General features: G+C 54.7%; 23 protein-coding genes. 6 read left to right on the top strand and 17 right to left on the bottom strand.

Annotated features, from left to right (window positions below):
- Window positions 1-36 precede the first annotated feature (36 nt).
- The 4 genes from Yoon_RS09835 to trxB form a co-directional block, all read right to left on the bottom strand.
- Entirely contained in the window at window positions 37-876 is an 840-nt protein-coding gene (locus Yoon_RS09835; RefSeq protein ID WP_238112015.1) for a hypothetical protein, read from the bottom strand.
- 63 nt (window positions 877-939) lie between these two features.
- Window positions 940-1,767: a glycosyltransferase family A protein gene (locus Yoon_RS09840; protein WP_238112016.1), complete on the bottom strand. Its 828-nt coding sequence runs from the start codon at window positions 1,765-1,767 to the stop codon at window positions 940-942.
- Window positions 1,768-1,795: 28 nt separating this feature from the next.
- Entirely contained in the window at window positions 1,796-3,505 is a 1,710-nt protein-coding gene (locus Yoon_RS09845; protein ID WP_238112017.1) for a bifunctional sulfate adenylyltransferase/adenylylsulfate kinase, read from the bottom strand.
- A gap of 230 nt (window positions 3,506-3,735) precedes the next feature.
- Window positions 3,736-4,677, bottom strand: coding sequence for a thioredoxin-disulfide reductase (trxB, locus tag Yoon_RS09850; RefSeq protein WP_238112224.1), 942 nt, complete (start codon window positions 4,675-4,677; stop codon window positions 3,736-3,738).
- A gap of 166 nt (window positions 4,678-4,843) precedes the next feature.
- Here trxB and Yoon_RS09855 point away from each other — a divergent pair, with 166 nt between their 5' ends.
- Entirely contained in the window at window positions 4,844-5,344 is a 501-nt protein-coding gene (locus Yoon_RS09855; protein ID WP_113775139.1) for an Lrp/AsnC family transcriptional regulator, read from the top strand.
- 73 nt (window positions 5,345-5,417) lie between these two features.
- Here the strand turns inward: Yoon_RS09855 and Yoon_RS09860 are convergent, their stop codons facing one another.
- The 5 genes from Yoon_RS09860 to ccoN all read right to left on the bottom strand — a co-directional run bounded on the left by Yoon_RS09860 (window position 5,418) and on the right by ccoN (window position 9,785).
- On the bottom strand, window positions 5,418-6,074 hold the full coding sequence (locus Yoon_RS09860) for a hypothetical protein (RefSeq protein WP_238112018.1): 657 nt from the start codon (window positions 6,072-6,074) through the stop codon (window positions 5,418-5,420).
- Between the two features lie 257 nt (window positions 6,075-6,331).
- On the bottom strand, window positions 6,332-7,201 hold the full coding sequence (ccoP, locus tag Yoon_RS09865) for a cytochrome-c oxidase, cbb3-type subunit III (RefSeq protein WP_238112019.1): 870 nt from the start codon (window positions 7,199-7,201) through the stop codon (window positions 6,332-6,334).
- Window positions 7,198-7,413, bottom strand: a complete 216-nt coding sequence (locus tag Yoon_RS09870) for a cbb3-type cytochrome c oxidase subunit 3 (RefSeq protein ID WP_238112020.1) — start codon at window positions 7,411-7,413, stop codon at window positions 7,198-7,200. The genes ccoP and Yoon_RS09870 overlap by 4 nt, the downstream gene beginning before the upstream one ends.
- Window positions 7,414-7,425: 12 nt before the next feature.
- Window positions 7,426-8,175 carry a cytochrome-c oxidase, cbb3-type subunit II gene (gene ccoO, locus Yoon_RS09875; RefSeq protein WP_238112022.1) on the bottom strand — a complete coding sequence of 250 codons (750 nt, stop codon included), beginning with the start codon at window positions 8,173-8,175 and terminating at the stop codon, window positions 7,426-7,428.
- Between the two features lie 11 nt (window positions 8,176-8,186).
- A complete protein-coding gene (gene ccoN, locus Yoon_RS09880; RefSeq protein WP_238112023.1) occupies window positions 8,187-9,785 on the bottom strand; it encodes a cytochrome-c oxidase, cbb3-type subunit I in 1,599 nt (532 codons plus the stop codon).
- 197 nt (window positions 9,786-9,982) lie between these two features.
- Here ccoN and Yoon_RS09885 point away from each other — a divergent pair, with 197 nt between their 5' ends.
- Window positions 9,983-10,816, top strand: a complete 834-nt coding sequence (locus Yoon_RS09885) for a universal stress protein (protein ID WP_238112024.1) — start codon at window positions 9,983-9,985, stop codon at window positions 10,814-10,816.
- A 71-nt stretch (window positions 10,817-10,887) separates the two neighbouring features.
- On the opposite strand, the gene Yoon_RS09890 is transcribed toward Yoon_RS09885, so the two are convergent.
- The 8 genes from Yoon_RS09890 to Yoon_RS09925 all read right to left on the bottom strand — a co-directional run bounded on the left by Yoon_RS09890 (window position 10,888) and on the right by Yoon_RS09925 (window position 20,051).
- On the bottom strand, window positions 10,888-12,198 hold the full coding sequence (locus tag Yoon_RS09890) for a reverse transcriptase family protein (protein WP_238112025.1): 1,311 nt from the start codon (window positions 12,196-12,198) through the stop codon (window positions 10,888-10,890).
- Window positions 12,199-12,391: 193 nt separating this feature from the next.
- The gene (gene fnrL / locus Yoon_RS09895) at window positions 12,392-13,111 is read right to left on the bottom strand and encodes a transcriptional regulator FnrL (protein WP_238112026.1); all 720 of its coding nucleotides are present in this window, start codon (window positions 13,109-13,111) and stop codon (window positions 12,392-12,394) included.
- Window positions 13,112-13,285: 174 nt separating this feature from the next.
- Complete coding sequence (locus tag Yoon_RS09900; RefSeq protein WP_238112027.1) at window positions 13,286-14,140, bottom strand: fumarylacetoacetate hydrolase family protein; 855 nt, start codon at window positions 14,138-14,140, stop codon at window positions 13,286-13,288.
- A gap of 63 nt (window positions 14,141-14,203) precedes the next feature.
- A complete protein-coding gene (locus Yoon_RS09905; protein WP_238112028.1) occupies window positions 14,204-15,148 on the bottom strand; it encodes an ABC transporter substrate-binding protein in 945 nt (314 codons plus the stop codon).
- A gap of 65 nt (window positions 15,149-15,213) precedes the next feature.
- Window positions 15,214-16,221, bottom strand: a complete 1,008-nt coding sequence (locus Yoon_RS09910) for an ABC transporter permease (protein ID WP_238112029.1) — start codon at window positions 16,219-16,221, stop codon at window positions 15,214-15,216.
- Window positions 16,218-17,732 (bottom strand): sugar ABC transporter ATP-binding protein, encoded by a 1,515-nt coding sequence (locus Yoon_RS09915; protein ID WP_238112030.1) that lies wholly within the window; start codon window positions 17,730-17,732, stop codon window positions 16,218-16,220. Before Yoon_RS09915 ends, Yoon_RS09910 begins: the two co-directional genes overlap by 4 nt.
- Window positions 17,733-17,765: 33 nt before the next feature.
- On the bottom strand, window positions 17,766-18,512 hold the full coding sequence (locus tag Yoon_RS09920) for an SDR family oxidoreductase (protein WP_238112032.1): 747 nt from the start codon (window positions 18,510-18,512) through the stop codon (window positions 17,766-17,768).
- Window positions 18,513-18,536: 24 nt separating this feature from the next.
- A complete protein-coding gene (locus tag Yoon_RS09925) occupies window positions 18,537-20,051 on the bottom strand; it encodes a UxaA family hydrolase (RefSeq protein ID WP_238112033.1) in 1,515 nt (504 codons plus the stop codon).
- A 108-nt stretch (window positions 20,052-20,159) separates the two neighbouring features.
- On the opposite strand from Yoon_RS09925, the gene Yoon_RS09930 reads away from it, so the two are divergent.
- Genes Yoon_RS09930 through Yoon_RS09945 form a run of 4 tightly spaced genes read left to right on the top strand, consistent with a single transcriptional unit; the run spans window position 20,160 to window position 23,146 of the window.
- Window positions 20,160-20,867 carry a GntR family transcriptional regulator gene (locus tag Yoon_RS09930; RefSeq protein WP_238112035.1) on the top strand — a complete coding sequence of 236 codons (708 nt, stop codon included), beginning with the start codon at window positions 20,160-20,162 and terminating at the stop codon, window positions 20,865-20,867.
- A gap of 18 nt (window positions 20,868-20,885) precedes the next feature.
- Window positions 20,886-21,914 carry an aldo/keto reductase gene (locus tag Yoon_RS09935; RefSeq protein WP_238112037.1) on the top strand — a complete coding sequence of 343 codons (1,029 nt, stop codon included), beginning with the start codon at window positions 20,886-20,888 and terminating at the stop codon, window positions 21,912-21,914.
- Window positions 21,915-21,917: 3 nt separating this feature from the next.
- Window positions 21,918-22,334 (top strand): RbsD/FucU family protein, encoded by a 417-nt coding sequence (locus tag Yoon_RS09940; protein WP_238112038.1) that lies wholly within the window; start codon window positions 21,918-21,920, stop codon window positions 22,332-22,334.
- On the top strand, window positions 22,331-23,146 hold the full coding sequence (locus Yoon_RS09945; protein ID WP_238112041.1) for an amidohydrolase: 816 nt from the start codon (window positions 22,331-22,333) through the stop codon (window positions 23,144-23,146). Before Yoon_RS09940 ends, Yoon_RS09945 begins: the two co-directional genes overlap by 4 nt.
- Window positions 23,147-23,179: the final 33 nt, after the last annotated feature.

Consider the following 23,179-nt stretch of genomic DNA (forward strand, 5'->3'; position numbering starts at 1 on the left):
TTTGGTCTATCATTGCTTGAGCAAACATCCATCGTGCTAAATCCAAACACCGTAGGTTTCCTGCATGTACCTGATACACGCGAGATTTGCGTCGTCTCTATTCACACCCGCAACCGTCGCTTTATAAAGCGGCGAAGTTTCGCTGCTGTCGGTAACAAGCGGGTCTGCAAATCCGGCGCCTTGCCAGATCGCGATACCTTTACGCGCCATATGGCCTGACAACCAGATGTCATCGACGCTCCAGATAACAGGGGGGATGTCATATGCTTCGGCATCAAAGAAATGCGGTTTGACTAACACGGCCCCAAAACCTTCGGCAATGGATGCAAATCCGGGTCGACTATACCTTCCGCGCCGAAGTTGCGGTTGGTCTTCACCGGTGCGCAGCTTGCGAACGATTTGTCTAAGCCTTTTCGCGCGATACCTCAGGTCTTTACGAAAAACCTGTGGCCCTTTGTGCGACGGAAAACCTGGTACAATTTGCACCCCACGAAACGCCAACTCGCGGTCCAAAGTGGCGGTCGCAACGCAGCGATTGTGATGCCGTTTTCTGGCACGCAGCATTCGCGCAAACCAATCAGGTTCATAGATCCTATCGTCGTCACAATAGATAATATCGCAATCAGTGCCCTGCAAATCATCCGCAGCAAACAAGACCTTACTTGCTGGCCCTAAATCCTCGGGGGGGCGTATGATACGCACCCCATTTGGCACTTCGGGTACTTCCCCATCATAGTCAGGAAACCGCCTATAAGATTTTGGTATATACAGCCGTATCTCGTCTATATGCGCCGTCTGTTTCAGTAGATGCGGCAATGACTGCATCAGGTAGGGAAACCGGGGCGGAATGGTAGTAAGCGAAACGACGAGGCTCATCCTATCACCTTGTTAACAAGTACAATTGGTCTCGACCTAATCGTAAACCTGTGTAGGAGCAACTTATGCAACGGGATTGGCCCACACGCCATATTTATCCTGCATGTACTTGATGCAAAGCGCGTTAGCGGCATCCCGGTCATGTCCGTCAATTGTCGCGTCAATTAAGGATTCCACATCACGCCCCTTTGCATAGCGCGGCTTAGGAATGGCGGCTGGCGCCCAAATCAGCACGTTGTTGCGCGCCATATCGCCCGACAACCAATAGTCGTCGACGCTCCATAGGACCTCTGGAATTTCAAAAACCTCCCGTGAAAAAAAATGAGGCTTCACCAGTACACTGCCCCAGCCGCGCGCGATGTCGACGTATCCAGACTTAGCCACATGCGGAAATGGTGGCTTGGGCCGCGACTTGCGCGCGATCACTTCCATCCCAATTTGGAGGACACGTCTTGCGCGATACGACAGATTTTTTTGAGCAGGTAATGCACGTGGCAAATTCCCTGATGCTCTGCCGCCAACATCGATACCCGCAGGCGAAATACACGCATCCGGATGCTGCAATCCCGCCTCGATCATGCGCGCAAACCGCGTAGGCTCATACAGCATATCATCATCGCAATAGACAATATTGCAATCACTTCCGCGTAGATCGTCGACTGCGAATAGCACTTTGCTCGCAGGACCGAGATCATCATCGGTTTGGATAACACGCACACCTTTGGGGACATCCGGCATCTCGCCCGCATACTCTGGGAAGCGCCGAAATCGTTTAGGCACGTAAAGACGTATCTCATCGATCTTCGCCGTTTGCGCGGTGAGGCATTCAAGAACCGGCCCAAGATGCCGAAAGCGGGGCGGAATCGCTGTAAGCGAAACAATCGTAGGCACACCGCTTCTCCAGTTTTGGGGTTGTTCGCTACCCTTTAATAAGCCCCATGCTTTCGAGCTTCAAGATCACTTGGTGCGCGCAATTGTCGACAGCGACACTTTCTGTCTCAAGGCTCAACTCAGGGGCCGCAGGTACATCGTAAGGATCCGAAATCCCCGTGAATTCTTTAATCTTACCTTCGCGCGCCAGCTTATACAGGCCCTTGCGGTCCCGGCGTTCACATTCTTCGATTGATGTCGCAACATGTACTTCGATGAAAGCGCCAAATTGCTCAATATCTTCGCGCACCGCACGACGGGTCGCCGCATAGGGGGCGATAGGTGCGCAGATCGCGATACCACCGTTTTTAGTGATCTCTGACGCGACATAACCGATACGGCGGATGTTCAGATCGCGGTGTTCTTTGCTAAAGCCCAATTCGGAGGACAAGTTTTTGCGCACGATATCGCCGTCCAACAGCGTCACCGGGCGGCCGCCCATCTCCATCAACTTAACCATCAACGCATTGGCAATTGTGGACTTCCCAGAACCCGAGAAGCCAGTGAAGAACACAGTAAACCCTTGGCTCGCCCGTGGGGGGCGGGTTTTGCGCAGCTCTTCGACCACTGTTGGAAAGCTGAACCATTCTGGAATTTCCAGCCCTTCGGCCAAACGGCGGCGCAATTCGGTGCCCGAAATATTCAAGATGGTCACATCGTCTTTATCTGTGATTTCATCAGCGGGTTCGTATTGGGCCCGGTCTTGCACATAAACCATGTGCTTAAAGTCGACCATTTCGATGCCCATTTCTTCTTGGTGCTCGCGGAACAGGTCCTGCGCATCATAAGGACCATAGAAATCTTCACCGGCGGAATTTTTGCCGGGGCCGGCGTGATCACGGCCAACGATAAAGTGGGTGCAGCCGTGGTTTTTGCGGATCAGACCGTGCCAGACCGCCTCACGTGGGCCAGCCATGCGCATTGCGAGGTTCAGCAGTGACATCGCGGTAGTAGACGCTGGATATTGGTCAAGCACCGCCTCATAGCAGCGTACGCGCGTAAAGTGATCGATATCGCCCGGTTTCGTCAGACCGACGATAGGATGGATCAGCAGGTTGGCTTGGGCTTCGCGGGCCGCTCGGAATGTCAGCTCTTGGTGCGCACGGTGCAGCGGGTTGCGAGTTTGGAAGGCCACGACCTTGCGCCAGCCCATTTTTCGGAAATAGGCGCGCAATTCGTTTGGCGTATCGCGACGGGCCCGGAAATCATAGTGCACAGGCTGCTGGATACCTGTGACCGGACCACCCAGGTAAACTGCGCCCGCGTGGTTATGCAGATAGTTCACCGCCGGGTGGGCGCTATCATCCGCGCCAAAAACCTTTTCGGCTTCGCGGGCTTTGTTCGGCACCCATTTGTCCGTGACTGTCATCGTCGCGAGGATCACGCCCTCTTGGTCGCGCAGCGCAATGTCTTGGCCAACCGTGATAGTTTCTGCGAATTTCTCGGTCACATCCAGCGTGATCGGCATCGGCCACAGCGTGCCATCAGCCGTGCGCATGTTTTCCACGACCCCGTTGTAATCAGCCTCGGACAAGAACCCTTTGAGCGGGTTGAACCCGCCGTTCATCAACAATTCAAGATCACAAATCTGGCGCGGCGTCAGATCGTGGCTGACCAAATCGCCAGCCTCTGCCTTAAGTTTTTGGGCGCTGTCATATGAAACGAAGAGTTCGGGGATCGGGGCCAGGTCTTGGGTCATGAATGCTCTCTGACTATGATGTATAATTTCGAGCGGGGATAGCCCCGCATCAGGGCCAATGTCTAGCACAACAAAGCAGAAAAGACAGGTGTTCGCGTGTTCATCCCATCCGCAGAACCAAATCGGCACCAATGCGCCGCAATTGGTCTATGTGTATGCGCGGCGCATAGCGTAAACTAGAAAGGCCAGCCGCACCGCAGCTGACCTCTAACCGTAATAAATAGCAGAATTTATTCTTGTTCGGCGATAAACCGTTCAGCATCCAGCGCCGCCATGCAGCCCATTCCGGCAGACGTCACCGCCTGACGGTAGACGTGGTCGGTCAAATCGCCTGCGGCGAAAACGCCGGGAATTGCCGTGCGCGTACTGCCCGGCTCTACTGCGACATAACCGCCGCTGTGCAATTCCAGTTGATCTTTGACCAGTTCAGATGCAGGCGCATGGCCGATCGCGATAAACACGCCTTTGGCGGGGATATCCGAGATTTCGCCTGTTTTAGTGTGTTTGACCTTGATGCCTTCAACACCAAGCGGGGTGTCGGTCCCGTAGATTTCTTCGATTTCATGGAACCAAAGTGTTTCAATCTTGGGGTTCTTTTCCAAACGATCTTGCAAGATCTTTTCTGCGCGCAATTCATCACGGCGGTGCACAAGCGTCACTTTGGCGGCAAAATTCGTCAAGAACAGCGCCTCTTCCACAGCCGTATTGCCGCCACCGACGACAACGATCTCTTGACCGCGATAGAAAAAACCGTCGCAGGTCGCGCAAGCGCTGACGCCAAAACCCTTGAACTTTTCTTCAGTCGGCAAGCCAAGCCATTTGGCGCGTGCGCCAGTACATAGGATCACAGCATCGGCTGTATAAACCGTGCCACTGTCGGATTGCGCCGTGAAAGGACGGTTTTGCAGATCCAGCTCGGTGATGATGTCACCGATAATCTCACACCCCATTGCACGCGCATGCGCCTCTTGGCGGATCATTAGATCGGGCCCTTGGACTTCGGTATCACCGGGCCAGTTTTCAACTTCGGTTGTTGTTGTCAACTGACCACCTGGTTCAATCCCTTGCACAAGGATCGGTTCCAGCATTGCGCGCGCGGCATAGACCCCAGCGGTATAGCCCGCGGGGCCAGAGCCGATGATCAGAACTTTGGTATGGCGGGTCTCGGACATGGTGGGTCTCTCTTTATGCGATTTGTTTACGATATAGCGGCGCAGCCCGCCGGATGAAAGACCACGCATAACGGGCATGCAGACATCAATAGTTACCAGAACTTGAAATAATATTGCGCCCACCCGCACAGTTGCGTAGTATTTGGAAAAACACAAAGGATCACCGATGCCCGGCACGAAACTTGATGAAATCGATCGTATGATTCTTGCAGAATTGCAGGCGGACGGGCGCATGACCAATGTTGAACTTGCCAAGCGCGTCGGGATTTCGGCCCCACCATGTTTGCGCCGCGTGCGTACGCTTGAGGAACAAGGTTTCATCCACGGCTACCATGCGGATGTGAATGCGCGCGAACTCGGCTTCGAAGTGCAGGTCTTTGCCATGGTCGGTCTGGTCAGTCAGGCCGAGGTAGATCTCAGCGCCTTTGAAAAGCGGTGCGAAGGTTGGCCTCTGGTCCGCGAATGCCATATGCTCAACGGCGAAGTTGATTTTATCCTGAAATGTGTGGCCCCTGATCTGCGCAGCTTTCAACGGTTCCTCACCGAAGAGCTCACCAGCGCTGAAAACGTGGCATCAGTGAAAACATCACTGGTGATCCGCGGTGCCAAAGACCAACCCGGCGTGCCATTTGATGTGCTAGAAGCACGTCTGGCGCAGCAGGCTTAACCGATAGCACCCGCTGCGCAATTGGTTCGGATTTCATGGTTTGTTGGCGCGTTCCAATGGAACTACCAGGGGGCTATGCCGTCTCGATCGCCCCATCACGGAAAACCCGAAGAAACTCGACCTGATCTTTAATTGAATCTGCATATTCCTCTTGCTGATTCAGCTTGGAGACTTCGTCGAGGTCGCCTTTTTCATCGTACCGAAAATGCGTAATCTTCGCGTCATTCGGGTCAAAGCCGAATTTCGCAGAATATCGACAATGCATATCGCCCAAAAAGATGTCCTTGAACTGCATGAAATACACAGTATCGAACCAAGCAACATGTAACACAACATTCAGTGCATTTGCCATTGGACTTTCCCACGACCATGCGGGCTGCACCCGCGAGCGGATTAACAGGTCAGACACACTGATTTCTTTGAGGCATTTATCAACCTGATCTTTGCTTTCGAATGCCATTTTGACCCGCGTCAAATGTGTCGGCGCCACATCAAAGTTCACTGGCGTTCCGATACTGACCAGTTCGTAGTCAGGATAGTCTTTGATAAGCTGACGCAGTAATTTCGCCATCGTGATATCTTTGGTAACTCGTTTTGTTTCCCCAAACACATCGGTCACGAATTGCGGCACGTAATCGACACTTGAACGTACGATAATCTCTTCGGTCAGGCCCGTCGCGACAATGGTAAGTGTCTTTCCGTCTTCTTGCTTAGTATGAATTATAGACATGGTAAAAATTCTCCCTAAATTGATATCTCTAAAGTTGCGCAAAAGTATACTAACTCCCGCATGAGGTATGCCGCAATTCGGGATTTCCTTACCTTCAAGTTGGAGAAACAAACCGCCAAGCCGCTAGAAAGACGCAATGAGGTCGATGCTGAAAATTAGATTCTTAGTACAAAAAAGGGCACCTACTTGCGTAGGTGCCCTTTCCTTCACTGGGTACGTACCGTTGCGCGAACAGATGGTACGCTGCCTTGTGATCCTTATTCGCCGCCGCCCAATTGGTGAACATAAGCTGTCACCGCTTGGATTTCTGCCTCTGTCAAACGTGTGCCCCAATTGGGCATGACCCCAAATCGGGCATAGCGCACGGTTTCTTCCAGTGTGTCGACATCGCCACCATAAAGCCAGATTGCGTCGGTCAGGTTTGGCGCACCGAGGTCGCGGCTGCCGGTACCTTCATCGGCGTGGCAAGCGGCACAGTTATCATAGAAAACCGTTGCCCCCGCTTCGGCCAGTGCGGAGTCGTGTTCTTGGTTCGATATCGCCCGCACATGCTGCACGACTGCGTTGATTTCTTCATCGCTGAGAATCTCGTCATAGGCGGTCATTTCGGAATAGCGCGCGTCCCAATCTTCTTCGTTACGAATACCGTGACGCACAGTATAGGCGATGTTTTCGAAATCACCGCCCCAAAGCCAATCATCGTCTAAAAGGTTCGGATAGCCTTTGGCACCCGCAGCCCCCGACCCGTGGCAGGTTGAACAATTGGTACGGAAAACGGCCGCACCTGCAGATGTCGCATAGCGCATTAGCTCTTCGTTTTCAGACAGCGTCGTCAGATCAGCCGCAGCCAGCTGCGCAGAAATTTCGGCGTTTGCCTCTTCGAAACGGGCGATATCTGCGGCGACTTCACCGCGGGTGGAATATCCCAACACGCCTTTTGTCGCGCCTGAAATCATCGGCCAAGCGGGGTAAGCCACTGTATAGGCGATTGCCCAAACGATACACATATACAGCGTATACAGCCACCAGCGCGGCAGCGGGTTGTTCAGTTCTTTGATCCCGTCCCAATCATGGCCTGTGGTGTCAGTGCCTGTGACCTCGTCAATCTCTTTATGTTCGCTGCTCATGATTGCAGCTCCTTGATACTAGCGTCTTTGCTGGCGGGCGTCTCGACGCTACCGGGCGCAACTTCATTACGAAACGGGATATTGGCGGTTTCGGCATGCACCGACTTACTTCCCGGGCGGAATGCCCAAACGATCACCCCAAGGAAAAATAGGGTCATCGCCAGTAAAACCCAGCTGTCGGCGATTTCACGCAGGATAGAATAGGTATCCATGATCTGTCTCCTTTACCGGCTTGCGTCTGGGGTGAAGGTCGAAAAATCGACCGTTGTGCCCAGCATTTGAAGGTAAGCCACAAGCGCGTCCATTTCGGACACACCAGGCGCGCCGTCAAAGTTACGGACTTGTGCACCCGGATATCGTTCTAACAGCGCGTCGTAAGAATCGCTGTAAGGGTCGATTTGCACCAAGACATCGGATTCTGCGGCTTCGATCATTTCGTCGGTGTAAGGCACCCCAACGATACGGTGCGTCGCCACAACGTCCGCAGCATATTCTGCGTTCACCTCAACATCCATCAAATAGCCATAGCCGGGCATGACGGATTCAGGCACCACAGATTGCGGGTCGATCAAATGATCCACCTGCCACGCATCTGAGTACTTACCACCGACCCGGGCCAGATCAGGCCCGGTCCGTTTTGATCCCCACTGGAACGGGTGATCATACATTGATTCCGCCGCGAGCGAGTAGTGCCCGTAACGTTCGACTTCGTCGCGCATGGGCCGGATCATTTGGCTGTGACAAACATAGCAGCCTTCGCGGACGTAGATGTCGCGCCCCGCCAGTTCAAGCGGCGAATACGGGCGTACCCCTTCGACCTCTTCGATGGTGTTCTCGAGATAGAACAGCGGCGCGATTTCGACGATGCCCCCGATGCTCACCACGACAAGCGACGCGACGAACAACAGAGTTGGGCTCCGCTCAAGCATACCGTGTTTGGCCAGGAAGCCTTTGTTTTCTTGTGTATCAGACATGTTCCTGATCCTTATGCTGTAGGGACGCCGACAAGGGCTTTTTGGCGTGCGCCACCCTTGATGGTCATGAAGATGTTCCACGCCATGATCAGCGCACCAGCTAGATACAAGACCCCACCCAATCCACGGACAACAAGCATTGGGAACTTGGCAGAAACGGTGTCAGCAAAGCTGTTCACAAGGAACCCGTTTGCGTCGACTTCACGCCACATCAGGCCTTCCATGATACCGGTAACCCACATGGAGGCGGCATAAAGAATGATGCCGATTGTGGCCAACCAGAAGTGCCAGCTGATCGCAGACATCGAATACATGCCTTCTTTGCCCCAAAGACGTGGTGCCAAGAAATACAGAGCCGAGAAGGTAATCATCCCGTTCCAACCAAGCGCACCAGAGTGCACGTGACCAATGGTCCAGTCGGTATAGTGTGACAAGCTGTTGACCGCACGGATCGACATCATCGGGCCTTCAAATGTGGACATGCCATAGAACGCGAGACTGATCACCATCATCCGAATGATCGGATCTGTACGCAGTTTGTCCCATGCCCCTTGCAGGGTCATCAGACCGTTAATCATCCCGCCCCATGAAGGCATCCAAAGGATGATCGAGAACACCATGCCCAGTGTCGATGCCCAATCGGGCAACGCGGTGTAGTGCAAGTGGTGTGGACCCGCCCAGATATAAAGGAAGATCAGCGCCCAAAAGTGAATGATTGACAGTTTGTAAGAATAGACCGGACGGCCCGCTTGCTTCGGTACGAAGTAGTACATCATCCCAAGGAAACCCGCAGTCAAGAAGAAGCCAACCGCGTTATGGCCATACCACCATTGCGTCATAGCGTCTTGGACACCCGCAAAGAGCTGTACCGATTTGCTGCCCCAAATACTGACGGGAACGGAAAGGTTGTTCACGATGTGCAACATCGCCACGGTAATGATGAAAGACAGCAAGAACCAGTTGGCGACGTAAATGTGTTTTTCTTTGCGTTTGAAAATTGTGCCCAAATAAACCGCCAAGAAAGCGACCCAGACGATCGTCAGCCAGATGTCGACGTACCATTCGGGTTCGGCGTATTCTTTCGACTGCGTCGCCCCAAGCAGGTAACCTGTCGCAGCAAGCACGATAAACAAATTGTACCCCCAAAACACAAACCACGACAGGTTTCCGCCCCACAACCGCGCGCCGCAGGTGCGCTGCACGATGTAGAATGACGACATAATCAACGCGTTGCCCCCAAAGGCAAAAATCACCGCACTTGTGTGCAGTGGGCGCAATCGGCCAAAGTTACCGAAAGGTTGGAGAAACTCAAAGTTAAGCGCTGGAAAGGCAAGCTGGAAGGCGATGACGACACCGACTAAGAACCCAACAACACCCCAAAAGGTCGTTGCGATGACACCCGCGCGGACGACATCGTCCATATAGCCATCGGTTGCCACTGGCTTGATCGGCTCATCTGTTTGGCGCAACGTGCGCAAAAACAAATAGCCTGCAACAAGCATAATAATTACCGCGTGCACCACGTAGGCGATATCACGCCCCCAGTTTGCCGCGATGGCCGCGAACAGGGTGATTATCCCCAACACGACCAGCTTAACATAGTTCCCCATCCGAGAATCCCCTTCGTTTGCCGCGCCCAACACCGGGCACAACATTTGCTTACGACTCTCGTAATGGTGAACGGGCTGTGTTTCGTCTTTGACATGGATCAAGACAACGTGATCCAGATTAGCAGATGGTAGCGCTGAGGTGCGGCTTGCGCGAACGGTCGCCCTACCGTCGAAACCGAAAAGGGAACCGCCAGTCAATGGATTACAAAATCATTGCAACCGTTCTGACCAGGCAAGATGACGCGCCCGACGCGTTGAATGCAGCAATCGCGCTTGCAACTGATATGAACGCGCATCTGGATATTTACATCGCCACCATCAGCCACACCGAAACCAACAATTACTATTTAGGCGCAGAGGCAATCATGGTCGCTGAGCAAACCCGCGAGGCGATGGCCGCGCGTGAAGAAATCGAGGCGTGGCTTGAAGAGCGGATGAAAGGCGAAGTCATCCGTTGGTCGTCAAAGGCAGCGACAGTACAAGGCCCTGCGCTGACAGGGTATTTGGCGCGCAGCTTGCGTTTTTCCGATTTGGTCGTGCTCCCACGCCCCTATCAAGACAACCCGGAAACCGCCGCAGTCGTCGAAGCCTGCCTATTTTCTGCAGAGCGCCCGGTTTTGATGATCCCTGAAGGTTGCGAAATGCCAGCGCATGGCGGCCGCGTGCTCATGGGGTGGAACGATGGCGCAGAAGCGCTCGCGGCGGCTCGGGCCGCGTTGCCTCTGCTCGAAAAATCGGACCAAACCGACATCTGCATCATCGATCCGCCCGTCCATGCGGCCGATCGATCTGACCCCGGCGGGGCGATGGCACAGTATTTAATGCGGCACGGAACAAAGACTCAGGTTGACGTTTTGGCAAAAACAGAGCCACATGTCGGCGAGATACTGCTGCGTCATGCTCGGGAGGTTGGCGCACAGATGATCGTATCCGGTGCTTATGGCCATTCCCGTCTGCGCGAAGCCGTCCTTGGCGGCGCCACGCGCAGCCTATTGGAAATGGCGGACCGGCCGATCTTGATGTCGCGCTAAGACTTGCGCCGCGACATACCGGGGGGTGGGCGCGCTTGTGTTTTGGGAGGATCACAAGCATCGCCTGCCCTTCACCCACCGTTTATCGCGCGCGCATACAATTGTCGCAGCTTTTGACCGCGCGATGGATTTAACGTGCAGACCCAATCGATTTGTCCTTCCAAAGATAGACAATGCGCGTGACCCAAACGGCCTAGATCATCAGTATGGCGCAATGCATTAATTTTGGCCTTGATCAGATCATATCGCGCGCGCGGCACATTGATGTGCTGGTTCACCACAATCCCTGTCACCACCTGACGCTGCGCCGCATTGCGCACACGCGTCTTTCGTGGGTTCAGTACGAACCCTTCCTCCTGCAAAATGTGTGGGACTGCCCTTGTCAGAACGGGTGCAATTCCTGCGTCACCCGAAAATGTAAGATCATCAGCATAGCGGCTGTACTGCGCATCCAACGCACGCGCGAGCCCCGCCAACCGACGATCCAGCGTGAATGCAATCAAATTCGCTAATGCAGGCGACGACGGCGCGCCCTGCGGTAAATGCGGGGTCCGCATCAACTGACCTTGCAGATGGGGTAACCGTGCGCGGACCCGCTGTGGCGTCGTGGTCGTACAAAGCCCCGTTAAGGTTCTCGCGACCGCATCCGGATATCCTAATCGCCGAAAAAGGCCAAAAACCCGCGCAGCCGCTAAGTTTGGAAAAAAGTCGCGTAGATCAAAGCCTACAACGGTTTGCGCCCCACAGTGACGGTTTGCCGCTTGGGCACATGATTTACCGCGAACAAAACCGAATGCATCTGAATGGACAGGAACCTTGTCCAAAATCCCGCGCAAAATTTGACGTTGTAACGCCTTAAGCCCCGATTTTGGGGCCTCGATTACGCGGTACCCGCCGGTTGGCTTGGGACGCAGCCCATATAAGTAATGATGTACCGGCGCATCCGGGTGTTCGTTGTGGCGGTTCGCGATATCCGCCATATACATGAGCCGACCACCATCAATCACCAACCAATCTGCAAGCGCCGCGAATGTTGGGATATTGGGCAAATCCAATCTTGCGAACGGGAACAACGGGAGCATTTTACCGGAATTCAAATCTGGGTCCGGCCAAAGCCCCCGTCGCAAGCACTCACCGTGCAATCGGACAAATGCATCACATGCGCACAAGGCCTTAGAAATCGCACCTGCGTTAGGGGCTGTCATCGCCGGTAAAAACGCCACAAGGTCTTCGGCGATCAACTGCGCTTCGCGTTGAAACTGTGCTGGCAGGCGCCGCTTTAATGCCCCGGTGACATCCGAGACAGCCCAACGCCCCTTGGCCAAACTTGGCGCGACTAACCTCGCAAAGATTTTTAGCGAATTTCTTTGGTCAGGGTGCAACGAACGATCTCTGCCTTTCTTGGTCGCGCGTCACCAGGACTGGGTAACGCCCAGTCACGGTGATGCCGTGTATGCAAAGGTCGTTTGGTCAGGCGGGGATACCCCGCCCTTGGTATCAAAGACACCAGCCAGAGATCGCCGTTGCCCCTAAGGCTTAGCGCCAAAAAACCGCTGAGACAACACGCCCACTGCGCTAGTCGGCTTCACCGGTTTCATCCTTAAGCGCTTCAACATCAGGCACCGTGATATCGCGGCGGTCGGTAAATGAAATCAGCCCATCGCGCTTTAACGCCGACATCTGGCGGCTCACCGTTTCAATCGTGAGGCCAAGATAATTTGCCATCGTTTCGCGGGTAATCGGTAAGGTGAACGTTGTGCTCTCTGAGGTTTGTGCCGACAACTTCGCCATCCGAATAGCGATCATATAGAGCAACGAAGCAATTTTTTCACGGGCAGTTTTGCGCCCTAACACCAACATCCATTCACGCGCCGCATCCAATTCATCCAACGTCATTTCCAACAGGCGTTGGCCGACATGAGGCGTGTGATCAATCAAACGCTCAAACGGTTTGCGCCGAAAACAGCAGAGCATCACATCCGTTTCAGCGACCACATCGCAATCAATCGTATCTCGGTTGGGGCGGCCCAAAAAATCACCGGGTAACAACAGACCAACCATTTGGACGCGCCCGTCGGGCATGGTCCGCGTCAGGCTCGACACGCCCGAAACGATGGATGCCACAAATTCCAATGGATCACCCGCAAAGAAAATCGGCTGTCCAGCTGCGAAGGAGCGATAATATTTGATCGCTTCCAGCTCTTGCATTTCGTCAACGTCACACTTTGAACAAACCGCATTATACCGGATGGGGCATTCTTCACAGGAGTTCATTGACGGCGGTGAAATCTTCATTAGGCTAAACCTTGCGGCGGCTGGTCGGTGCCAGTATCGCGCAAACGAACCTAAAGCGCCACTATAAACGCGAGGGAAGGCACGCCGGAAAACCAAGCAACCCGGCGCTACTCATTAACTCCACGCTTAGGATACCCTGCGGTCACAGCATCAATCAAAAGCCGTGACCAATATTTAGGCGTTACCAACTTTTTGTTGCTGCTCGCCAAGCCCTTGAATACCAAGGCGCATGACTTCGCCACCTTTCAGGTATACCGGGGGATTTTGGCCCATGCCAACACCTGGGGGCGTACCCGTGGAAATCACGTCACCCGGCTGGAGCGACATGAAACGGCTACAATAGGCCACCAAGAAAGGTACTTTATAAACCATCGTCGCGGTGCTGCCGTTTTGATAGCGTGTGCCATCGACGTCCAGCCACATCGACAGGTTATTATAATCGCCAACCTCATCGGGGGTCACCAGCCAAGGGCCGGTGGGGCCAAACGTGTCGCAGCCTTTGCCCTTGTCCCAAGTGCCCGCCCGTTCAATCTGATATTCGCGCTCTGAGACATCATTGACGACACAAAAACCGGCAATGTGGTTCATTGCATTCGCTTCGTCGATGTAGGATCCACCCGTCCCGATCACGATGCCCAGCTCGACCTCCCAGTCGGTCTTTACAGAGCCACGCGGGATCAAAACATCATCGTTCGGCCCCACAACGGCAGAGGTCCATTTATTGAAAATCACCGGCTCTGGCGGCACTTCAAGCCCACTTTCTGCGGCGTGGTCTGCATAATTCAAACCAATGCAGATAAATTTTCCGATATCACCGACACAGGCACCAAGGCGCAAATCCTCTTGCGGGGTGCCCGGAACGATGGGGAGCGTGCCAAGATCAAGGCCGCGCAATTTTTCGATGTTTTGCGCTGTCAGCGCGTCACCCGAAAGATCGTTCATCATCGCTGACAGATCACGCACCTGCCCTAGTTCATCCAAAAGGCCCGGTTTTTCCTGACCGTCAGGCCCATAACGCAGCAGTTTCATATTTGCCCTTTCCACAAATTGTCGACGGCCCGCTGACCATAGCGGGCCGCCCATTGAACGCAATCAGTCGTAAAGGACGGCTGCGATTTCCGCGTCATCCATATTGGACTGATCGTAGTAGTAGAAACCAGTGTCGATGACTTTTGGCACCGCTTCGCCAGCAACTGTCATGACGGCGGCCTTAACGGTCTCATAGCCGATGCCCACGGGGTTTTGCGTGATCGCACCAGCCATCAGACCAGAACGCACCGCTTCTTTTTGTGCCGCGCCACTGTCGTAGCCAATGATGACGACGTCTGCGCCACTTTCGGTCACACCGTTCACGATACCAATGGCCGAACCTTCGTTCGCGCCAAACAGACCCTTAAGGTCAGGGTTGGCTGTCAGGATCGATTTAGTAATCTCGGTTGAGATCAGGTGATCACCACCGCCATATTGGATCGAAACGATCTCGATATCTGGGTATTTCGCCGCAACTTGATCGACGAAACCATCGACGCGCTCGATGCCGGTGACGCTCGTTTGGTCGTGCGAGATGATCGCAACTTTTCCGGCGCCACCAATGGCTTCTGCCATTTTGTCCGCAGCCAATGCAGCAGAGGCAAGGTTATCGGTTGTGCAGGTCGTCACGGGGATGTCACTGGCAACACCGCTGTCAAAAGCGATGATTGGAATGCCCGCTGCATCAATTTCGCGCAGCATTGGGATAGAGGCCTGACTGTCCACCGCGGCAAACCCGATCGCGGCCGGGTTTTTTGCAAGCGCCGCGGCGAGCATATCGATCTGACGGTCAACCTGCCCTTCATTGTCGGGGCCTTCAAACGTGACATCAACGCCAAATTCAGCTGCCGCCTGTTCGGATCCAAGCTTCACAGCCTGCCAGAACTGGTGCGAAAATCCTTTTGAGATCAATGGGATGTAGTGCCGCGTTTGACCGATCACGACCGTTGTACTGGTCAGTACCGTTGTGGCACTTAGGCCCGCAATCATTTCTCTTCTGTTCAACATAGTTATTCCTCCATTTATATGTTGTCGTCTCTGTGTCGTGTCTGGGGGCTTATGCCCTACGCATGTTAGGACCCTTTGCGGCGTCGTACCGTGTCGGCATAGACGGCCAGAATGATGATTGCGCCGGTCACAACGGTTTGCCATTCCTGTGCCACCGACAAGATTCGCAACCCGTTCAGCAACACAGCCATGATCAACGCACCGATCAGCGTCCCTACGATTGTCCCACGCCCGCCGGACAGCGATGTGCCACCAATGACCACGGCCGCAATTGCTTCGAGTTCGTAGCCAAGCCCAAGTGCTGGTTGCGCAGAATTCAAACGTGATGCGATGATCAGGCCCGCAATCCCGACAATGGCACCCGAAAGTGTATAGATCGCGATTTTCCAGTTGTTCGTGTTGACGCCGGACAGGCGGACAGCCTCTTCGTTGCTTCCCAGCGCGAAACAGTAACGCCCCAGAACTGTGCGGCTCAGAATATAGGACGTGGCCCCCGCCACGACGAACAGGATGAGCACGCCATTGGGAATGGGAAGCGACGGAAGAACTTCGCCAATCAGCGAGCCACGCGAAATTAGATCAAAACCCGGCGTATCATTGAAATAGATCGGGCGGGTGCCCGAGATCACGAGGCTTAGCCCCTTGAGGATCAGCATCATACCTAGGGTCGCAATGAAGGGCGGGATTTTCATCTTGGCGACAAGCGAGCCCGATATAAAACCGCAAAATGCGCCGGTCAAAATGCCTGTCAAAACACCCAAAGGAAGCGGCAAGCCGAGATTGGTCAAAACCATGCCCGTCATCACAGCCGTAAAGGTCATCAGCGTACCAACGGACAGGTCAATCCCACCAGTGATGATCACAAGCGTCGCTGCAATCGCAAGCACCCCGTTCACAGATGTCGCCTGCAAAATCGCAATCATATTAGACGTTTGCATGAAATTCGGCGAAGCAATGCTAAACCCAATCAACAGGATAACCAAACTGGTAAATGCAAGAATTTTCTGGAACGCCCCGCCAGCCACGAGTTTGGCAAAAGCGCCTTGTGTGTCAGTATTTATCATGGCGGTCATTGGATGGATTCCTCGGTTTTGTCGGTCTGTGTCGCGAGCTTCATAATTTGTTCTTGCGTGGCCCCTTCACGCGGCACGATGCCGGTCAGATGGCCTTCGCACATGACGGCGATCCGGTGTGAGAGCCGCAGAATTTCCGGCAATTCAGAGCTGATCACGATAATCGCGCGCCCTTGGGCCGCGAGATCTTCGAGTAGCCGATAAATTTCGGATTTTGCGCCAACATCAATGCCACGTGTCGGTTCGTCAAAGATCAAGATGTCGCAATCGCGCAGCAGCCATTTGGCAATGACAACTTTTTGCTGGTTCCCACCCGACAAAAGGCCGACGTCTTGCATATCGGACGGCGTCCGAATGCCAAGCTGCTCAATGAACCCATCAGCAGTTTGCTTCATCGCCGCCTCGTCCAAGACACCTGTCTTGCTGGTGAACTTACCCATCGCAGCCATCGCGATATTGGCGCGCACCGTCATATCAAGTGCGAGACCGAAATGCTTGCGGTCTTCGGACAGATACCCAATCCCCGCGCCAACAGCATCATAGGGGCTACGGATATTGCAAGGCTGCCCATGCACCAAAATCTCGCCGCCATCACGCGGATCGGCACCAAAGATGATCCGTGCCACCTCTGTCCGCCCAGCGCCCATCAGCCCCGCAAACCCTAAGATTTCACCTTGTTTGACGCTAAAGCTGACATCGTGAATTTCACGGCCCCGCTTCAACCCGCGCACTTCGAGCGCAGTTTCAGCGTCCGACGTATCAGGAATAACTGTCGGCTTGTCCTTGACTTCGCGGCCAACCATCAGCTCGATAATCTTCGCCAGCGGGGTTTGCGCCGCATCCAGCGTATCAATCCACGCGCCGTCCCGCATCACGGTCACACGGTCCGCTATGCGCTTAATTTCATCCATCTTATGGCTGATATAGATGATGCCGACGCCGTCCGCTTTGAGACGGCGAATAACTTCGAACAGCTCAGCGATTTCAACATCGTTAAGCGCGGCCGTCGGTTCATCCATGATCAAAACGCGCGGTTTGTAGGACAGCGCCTTGGCGATTTCGATCAACTGCTGGCGGGCGATGGTTTGATCGCCGACATGCGCACGCGGGTTCATGTCCAGCTTCATCGACGCAAAGATTTCTGCAGTTTGTTGATTGAGCGCGGCTTCATCCAAACGCCCAAAACTGCGGCGCGGTTCGCGCCCGATAAAGACATTCTGGGCCGCGGTCAGGTCATTCATCAGGCTGAGCTCCTGATGGATAATCCCGATCCCCATATCTTGGGCGGCGCGCGGGCTGTCGGGGGCCGTATCGAACCCGTCGATCGCCACCGTCCCCCCATCGCGCGTATAAACACCTGACAGGATTTTCATCAGCGTCGATTTACCTGCGCCGTTTTCGCCCATCAACGCGTGGACTTCGCCACTGTGCAGGTCAAATTGCACATTTTTCAGCGCATGCACGCCCGGGAACCGCTTTTCGATACCCGTCATTGCGACCAATTTTGTCATGATGCTGAGGCCCTCCCAAACCTTGGCGCGGTGCTAGATCGTCACGCCGCCATCAACCAAGACCGCTTGCCCGGTGACATAGCTGCTACCGTCAGACAGCAGATGAATGATCGTCGGGGTCATATCGTTGACCGTTGCCAGACGCCCAATCGGTTGGCGCGCGGCAAAGTCTTTTTCGGCCTGCACCGGGTCATCAAACGCATCAATCCGTCCGCGTAGTGACGGGGTGTCGACCGTGCCAGGGCACAGCGCGTTGCAGCGCAACCCTTGACCGACAAAATCAGCAGCAATACCTTTGGTCAGCCCTAAAACAGCGGCCTTTGTGGTGCCGTAGGCTGTGCGCATCGGAAAGCCTTTGATCGACGAGGCCATTGACGACATATTCAGGATCGACGCGGTGCCCGTGATTTCAGCACGGCGGAGCATGCCGGGAATGAACGCCCGACTGATCCGCACCATTGACGTGATATTCACGCTGACTGACAGATCCCAATCGGCATCTGAAATATCCAAGATGGTGCCATTGTGGACCATGCCCGCGCAGTTAAACAGGCCATCTAGATCAGGCAGTTCTTCGGCCAAGGCCAGCGTCGCGGCGGCATCTGTTACGTCAAAATAGCGGGTCTCGATACCTGTGATCCCATCAAGAGACGCCAAAGCATCGCGGTTCACATCTGTTGCAAATACCTTTGCCCCCTCAGCGGCACAGGCGATTGCTGCAGCACGCCCCATGCCTTGGCCCGCAGCTGTGATCAGGATCGTTTTATCTTTTAGTCGCATAGTGGGCTCCTCCCTTTTGGTCAGTTACATGACCGCGCCGATTTGCCATGGGACGAATTCAACGCCGCCAAAGCCCAGTTCTTCGCTTTTGGTTTTTTCGCCAGAGGCCACCCGAATGAACAATTCAAACAGGTCACGCCCTTTGTCTTCGATCGACAGGCCTTCGGTGACGATATCACCGCAGTTCATGTCCATATCTTCGGACAATCGCGCATACATTTCACTATTGGTGGCAATCTTGATGCCCGGCGTCGGCATATAGCCAGACACAGACCCGCGCCCGGTGGTAAACGCGATCAGGTTCGCCCCCGATGCGACTTGCCCGGTGACAGAGCACGGATCAAAACCGGGACTATCCATAAAGACAAATCCGGGCGTCGTGATCTTCTCGGCAAATTTGTAAACATCCGCGAGCGGTGCACTGCCGCTTTTAGCGACCGCCCCAAGTGATTTCTCTAAGATCGTGGTCAAGCCACCACGCTTGTTGCCGGGGCTAGGGTTATTGTCCATCTCACCGCCATTGCGTGCGGTGTAATCTTCCCACCAGCGCACCCGGTCGATCAGCTTTTGGCCAACTTCGGCAGAAACCGCACGACGCGTGAGCAGATGTTCCGCGCCATAGATTTCAGAGGTTTCTGACAAAATCGTCGTGCCGCCATGCTGGATCAGTAAATCAGACGCCACGCCCAGCGCAGGGTTGGCGGTAATGCCTGAATAGCCATCAGAACCGCCACATTGCATCCCAACCATGATTTTAGATATCGGGGCCGGTTGGCGCGTGGCTTGGTTCGCGAGCACGGCGACACCTGCCAATTCGACCAACCCTTTTTCAATCGTTTTGCGCGTTCCACCTTCTTGTTGGATCGTCATATAGCGCAGCGCGCCATCCGCGCGGATCGGCCGCCCGTCGACCAATGCGGACAACTGCATCACTTCGCAACCCAGCCCAATCAAAAGAACGCCACCGAAATTCGGGTGACACGCATAACCCGACAAGGTCCGAAACAACGCGTCATAACCTTCGTTTTCGCCTGACATGCCGCAGCCTGTGCCATGGGTGATCGGCACAATGCCATCAACGTTGGGGAAATCATCCAGCAAGCCCGTTTTCTCAGCGGCCTCTGCGATGAATTTCGCGACCGACCCGGAACAATTCACCGATGTCAAAATGCCGATATAGTTACGCGTGCCCACGCCGCCGTCGGCACGGTGATAGCCATCGAATATGCGCGGATCATTAGCAGCGGCAAGCTGTTTAACTTCACTGGCAAACGCATAATCTTGGGTGTGGTCGCCCATGCCAAGGTTCTGCACATGAATATGTTCACCCGCGGCAATATCCGTCTTTGCCTGCCCAATCGTCTGACCATAGCGAATCACGTTTTCGCCCTGCGCTATCGCGCGCCGCGCGATTTTGTGCCCCCGTTTTATAGCACCTAGCAACGGAACGGCGACCCCGCCCACAACAGTACCAGCCACCAAATCTGCAAGCGCGATGACGATATTATCGTCGTCATGAAGGCAGATTACGTCGGGCATATGGGCGTCCTATCTTGGCGTGGCGTAATTCGTTAAGAAGTGAAAGCACAATTAGCTTTACATGAGCCATATGTCAACTAACATGTTAGCTGTGAACGGAGAAAAGACTTGGCGAATATTACGAATATCTACAGCGGCACGCTCGCTGACATCGAAAAACTAGATGGGCCGCTTTCGCAGCGGGTCTACACGGCGCTGCGTGACGCGATTCTTGATATGAAAATTGCACCCGGCGAGGTGTTGCGCAAAGCAACGATCTGCGAACAGTTCGGTGTTTCGCGATCCCCTGTGGCCGAGGCGCTGACCCGGCTTTCAGGTGAAGGGCTGGTGGATGTGATCCCGCAATCGGCCACACGGGTTACCCGGTTCTCGCTTGAAGAAATACGCGAGGAATGTTTCCTGCGCGACGCGGTAGAGGTCGCAGCCGTCAAACGCGTCGCAACCACCCGTACCGATGCGCAGCTTTTGCAACTATCCCGCAATATACGCCTGCAATCATTGCTAGTCGAAGACAAGGACTTCCACGGGTTCTTTGAGGCCGACGAAGCGTTCCACGCCATGCTGCTTGAATTTACCGGCTTTCGGTCGGTCGCGGCGATTGCTGGGCAATTGTCATTGCAGCTACGACGCGCCCGCGTGCTCATTCTCCCCGAAGAAGGCCGCCCCGCTGAAACGGTCATTGAACACACCGCCGTGCTTGATGCCATTCGCGCAAGCGACGAAGACGGGGCCGCCCGCGCTATGCGCCACCATCTTGGGCAGCTGATCGTGCGTATTGAGCCGCTTGAAAAACAATACCCCGACTTTTTTCGTTAGGACCTAAAGGATCACACCATGCGCGTTACGCAGCAAAACCTGCTCAACAATCGGACAAAAACGCCAATCGCGTTGACGGCGATGGGGTTTGGGGCGGCGCCTTTGGGCAACCTGTACCGCGCGATGACCGATGCGCAGGCGGGTGAAACAATGACCGCAGCGCTGAATGCCGGGTTTGGCTATTTTGATACGGCACCGTTTTACGGGCTAGGCCTATCTGAACAGCGGGTCGGGCGCGCCTTGGGCAATCGCGCTGATATGGTCATTTCCACCAAGGTTGGCCGCCTCTTGCATGATTGCAAGCCAAGCGAGGCCACCCCAGAAATGTATGTCGACGTGCCGTCGCGGCGGATCACGTTTGACTATTCCTATGATGGGATCATGCGCAGCTTTGCAGCGAGCCTGAACCGCCTCAATGGCGCGCGCCCAGACATCTTATTGCTTCATGACATCGATGCTGGCACCCACGGTCAGGCTCTCTCGGACAAGCATATGCGTGATCTTTTTGATCGCGGCGGCTACCGGGCCCTGAAAGAGCTGCGCGACGCAGGTGACATCGCCGCGATTGGTGCGGGCGTGAATGATTGGCAAATCTGTGAAAAGCTATTGGGCGAGGCCGCGTTTGACTGCTTTTTGCTGGCCGGGCGCTATACATTATTAGAGCAAGAGGCGCTGGATAGTTTTCTGCCGCTTTGCGAAAAACGCGACGTCGGGATCATCCTTGGTGGCCCTTATAATTCTGGCATTCTCGCGACAGGTGCCGTGCCCGGTGCCCGGTATAATTATATGCCAGCAGAACAACCCATCCTTGACCAGGTCGCCAAGATCGAGGCGGTCTGCACCAGTCACAACGTGCCCCTGATCGCAGCGGCACTGCAATTCGTGATGGGACACCCAGCCGTGCGCAGCGTCATCCCCGGCGCCGCGAACTCGACCGAGATCGCCAGCAATGTTGCCCTGTTCAACACAAAGATTCCCTCAGCTTTGTGGTCAGATCTACGCACCCAAGGGCTGATCCGCCCGGACACCCCCTGCCCTCAGGAGTAACAGATGCTTTATCACATTCCCCCTATCCTATCGCCTGATTTGCTGTGGACGTTGCGCGCGATGGGCCATGGCGATGAAATCGTGATCGCTGATGCAAATTTCCCCGCCGAAGGGCTGGAACCCAAAACCTTGCGCCTTGATGGGATCAGTGCAACCGATACGCTGGCCGCCGTGGTGCAATTGCTGCCGCTCGATACCTATGTGCCGACGCCTGCAAATACGATGCAGGTCGTTGGTGATCCCGATGCCGTACCTGAAATTGTCACGGCATTCCAAGCCCTGATCCCCGACCATACAATCGGATCCATCGAGAGGTTCGCGTTTTATGAACGTGCGGCCAAAGCCTTTGCCGTTGTGCAGACGGGCGAAACCCGGCTGTACGGCAATATCATCCTGACCAAAGGGGTGATAGGCACATGAAAATTGACGCGCATCAGCATTTTTGGGCAATCGCGCGTGGGGACTATGGCTGGCTCACGCCCGATATTGCGCCGCTTTACCACGATTTTCAGCCCCGCGACCTGCGCCCACATTTATCCGCTTGTGGCGTCGACGGCACGGTACTTGTACAAGCCGCGCCAACTGATGCCGAAACGACCTATATGCTGTCGCTCGCCGCGCAAAATGATTTCATCCTTGGTGTCGTCGGATGGGTCGATTTTGAAGCCACAGACGCCCCTGACCAAATCGCAGCGCTTGCGCAAAATCCCAAACTCGTCGGGCTGCGCCCAATGATCCAAGATATCGCAGATGACGCGTGGATGTTGCGACCAGCGCTCAGCCCCGCGTTTGAGGCGATGATCGCGCATGATCTCACCTTTGATGCGCTGGTCCAGCCCCGGCATCTTGATACCCTCATGACATTATTAGACCACCACCCAATGCTGCGCACAGTCATTGACCATGGGGCAAAACCCGACATTCGCGCAGGTCATTTTGATGATTGGGCAACAGGCATGGCCCGGCTCGCATCTGATACCAATGCACATTGTAAGCTGTCTGGGCTGGTCACCGAAGCCAATGCCGATTGGACCCCGACAGATATCGCCCCCTATGTGGCGCATCTTTTGTCGTGCTTTGGTCCAGAGCGGGTCATTTGGGGCAGCGATTGGCCCGTCTCCACATTGGCCGCGACCTATCAACGCTGGCATGATGTCGCGCTGGCGCTTGTGGGTGCAGATCATCCCAGCGTATTTGGCGGCACCGCACAAAAAGCTTACCGATTGGCGTGATCTCATTGCGCTTTGTGTGAAAACCACGCAAGT

The organism is Yoonia sp. I 8.24 (assembly GCF_022096995.1).
Taxonomy (GTDB): domain Bacteria; phylum Pseudomonadota; class Alphaproteobacteria; order Rhodobacterales; family Rhodobacteraceae; genus Yoonia.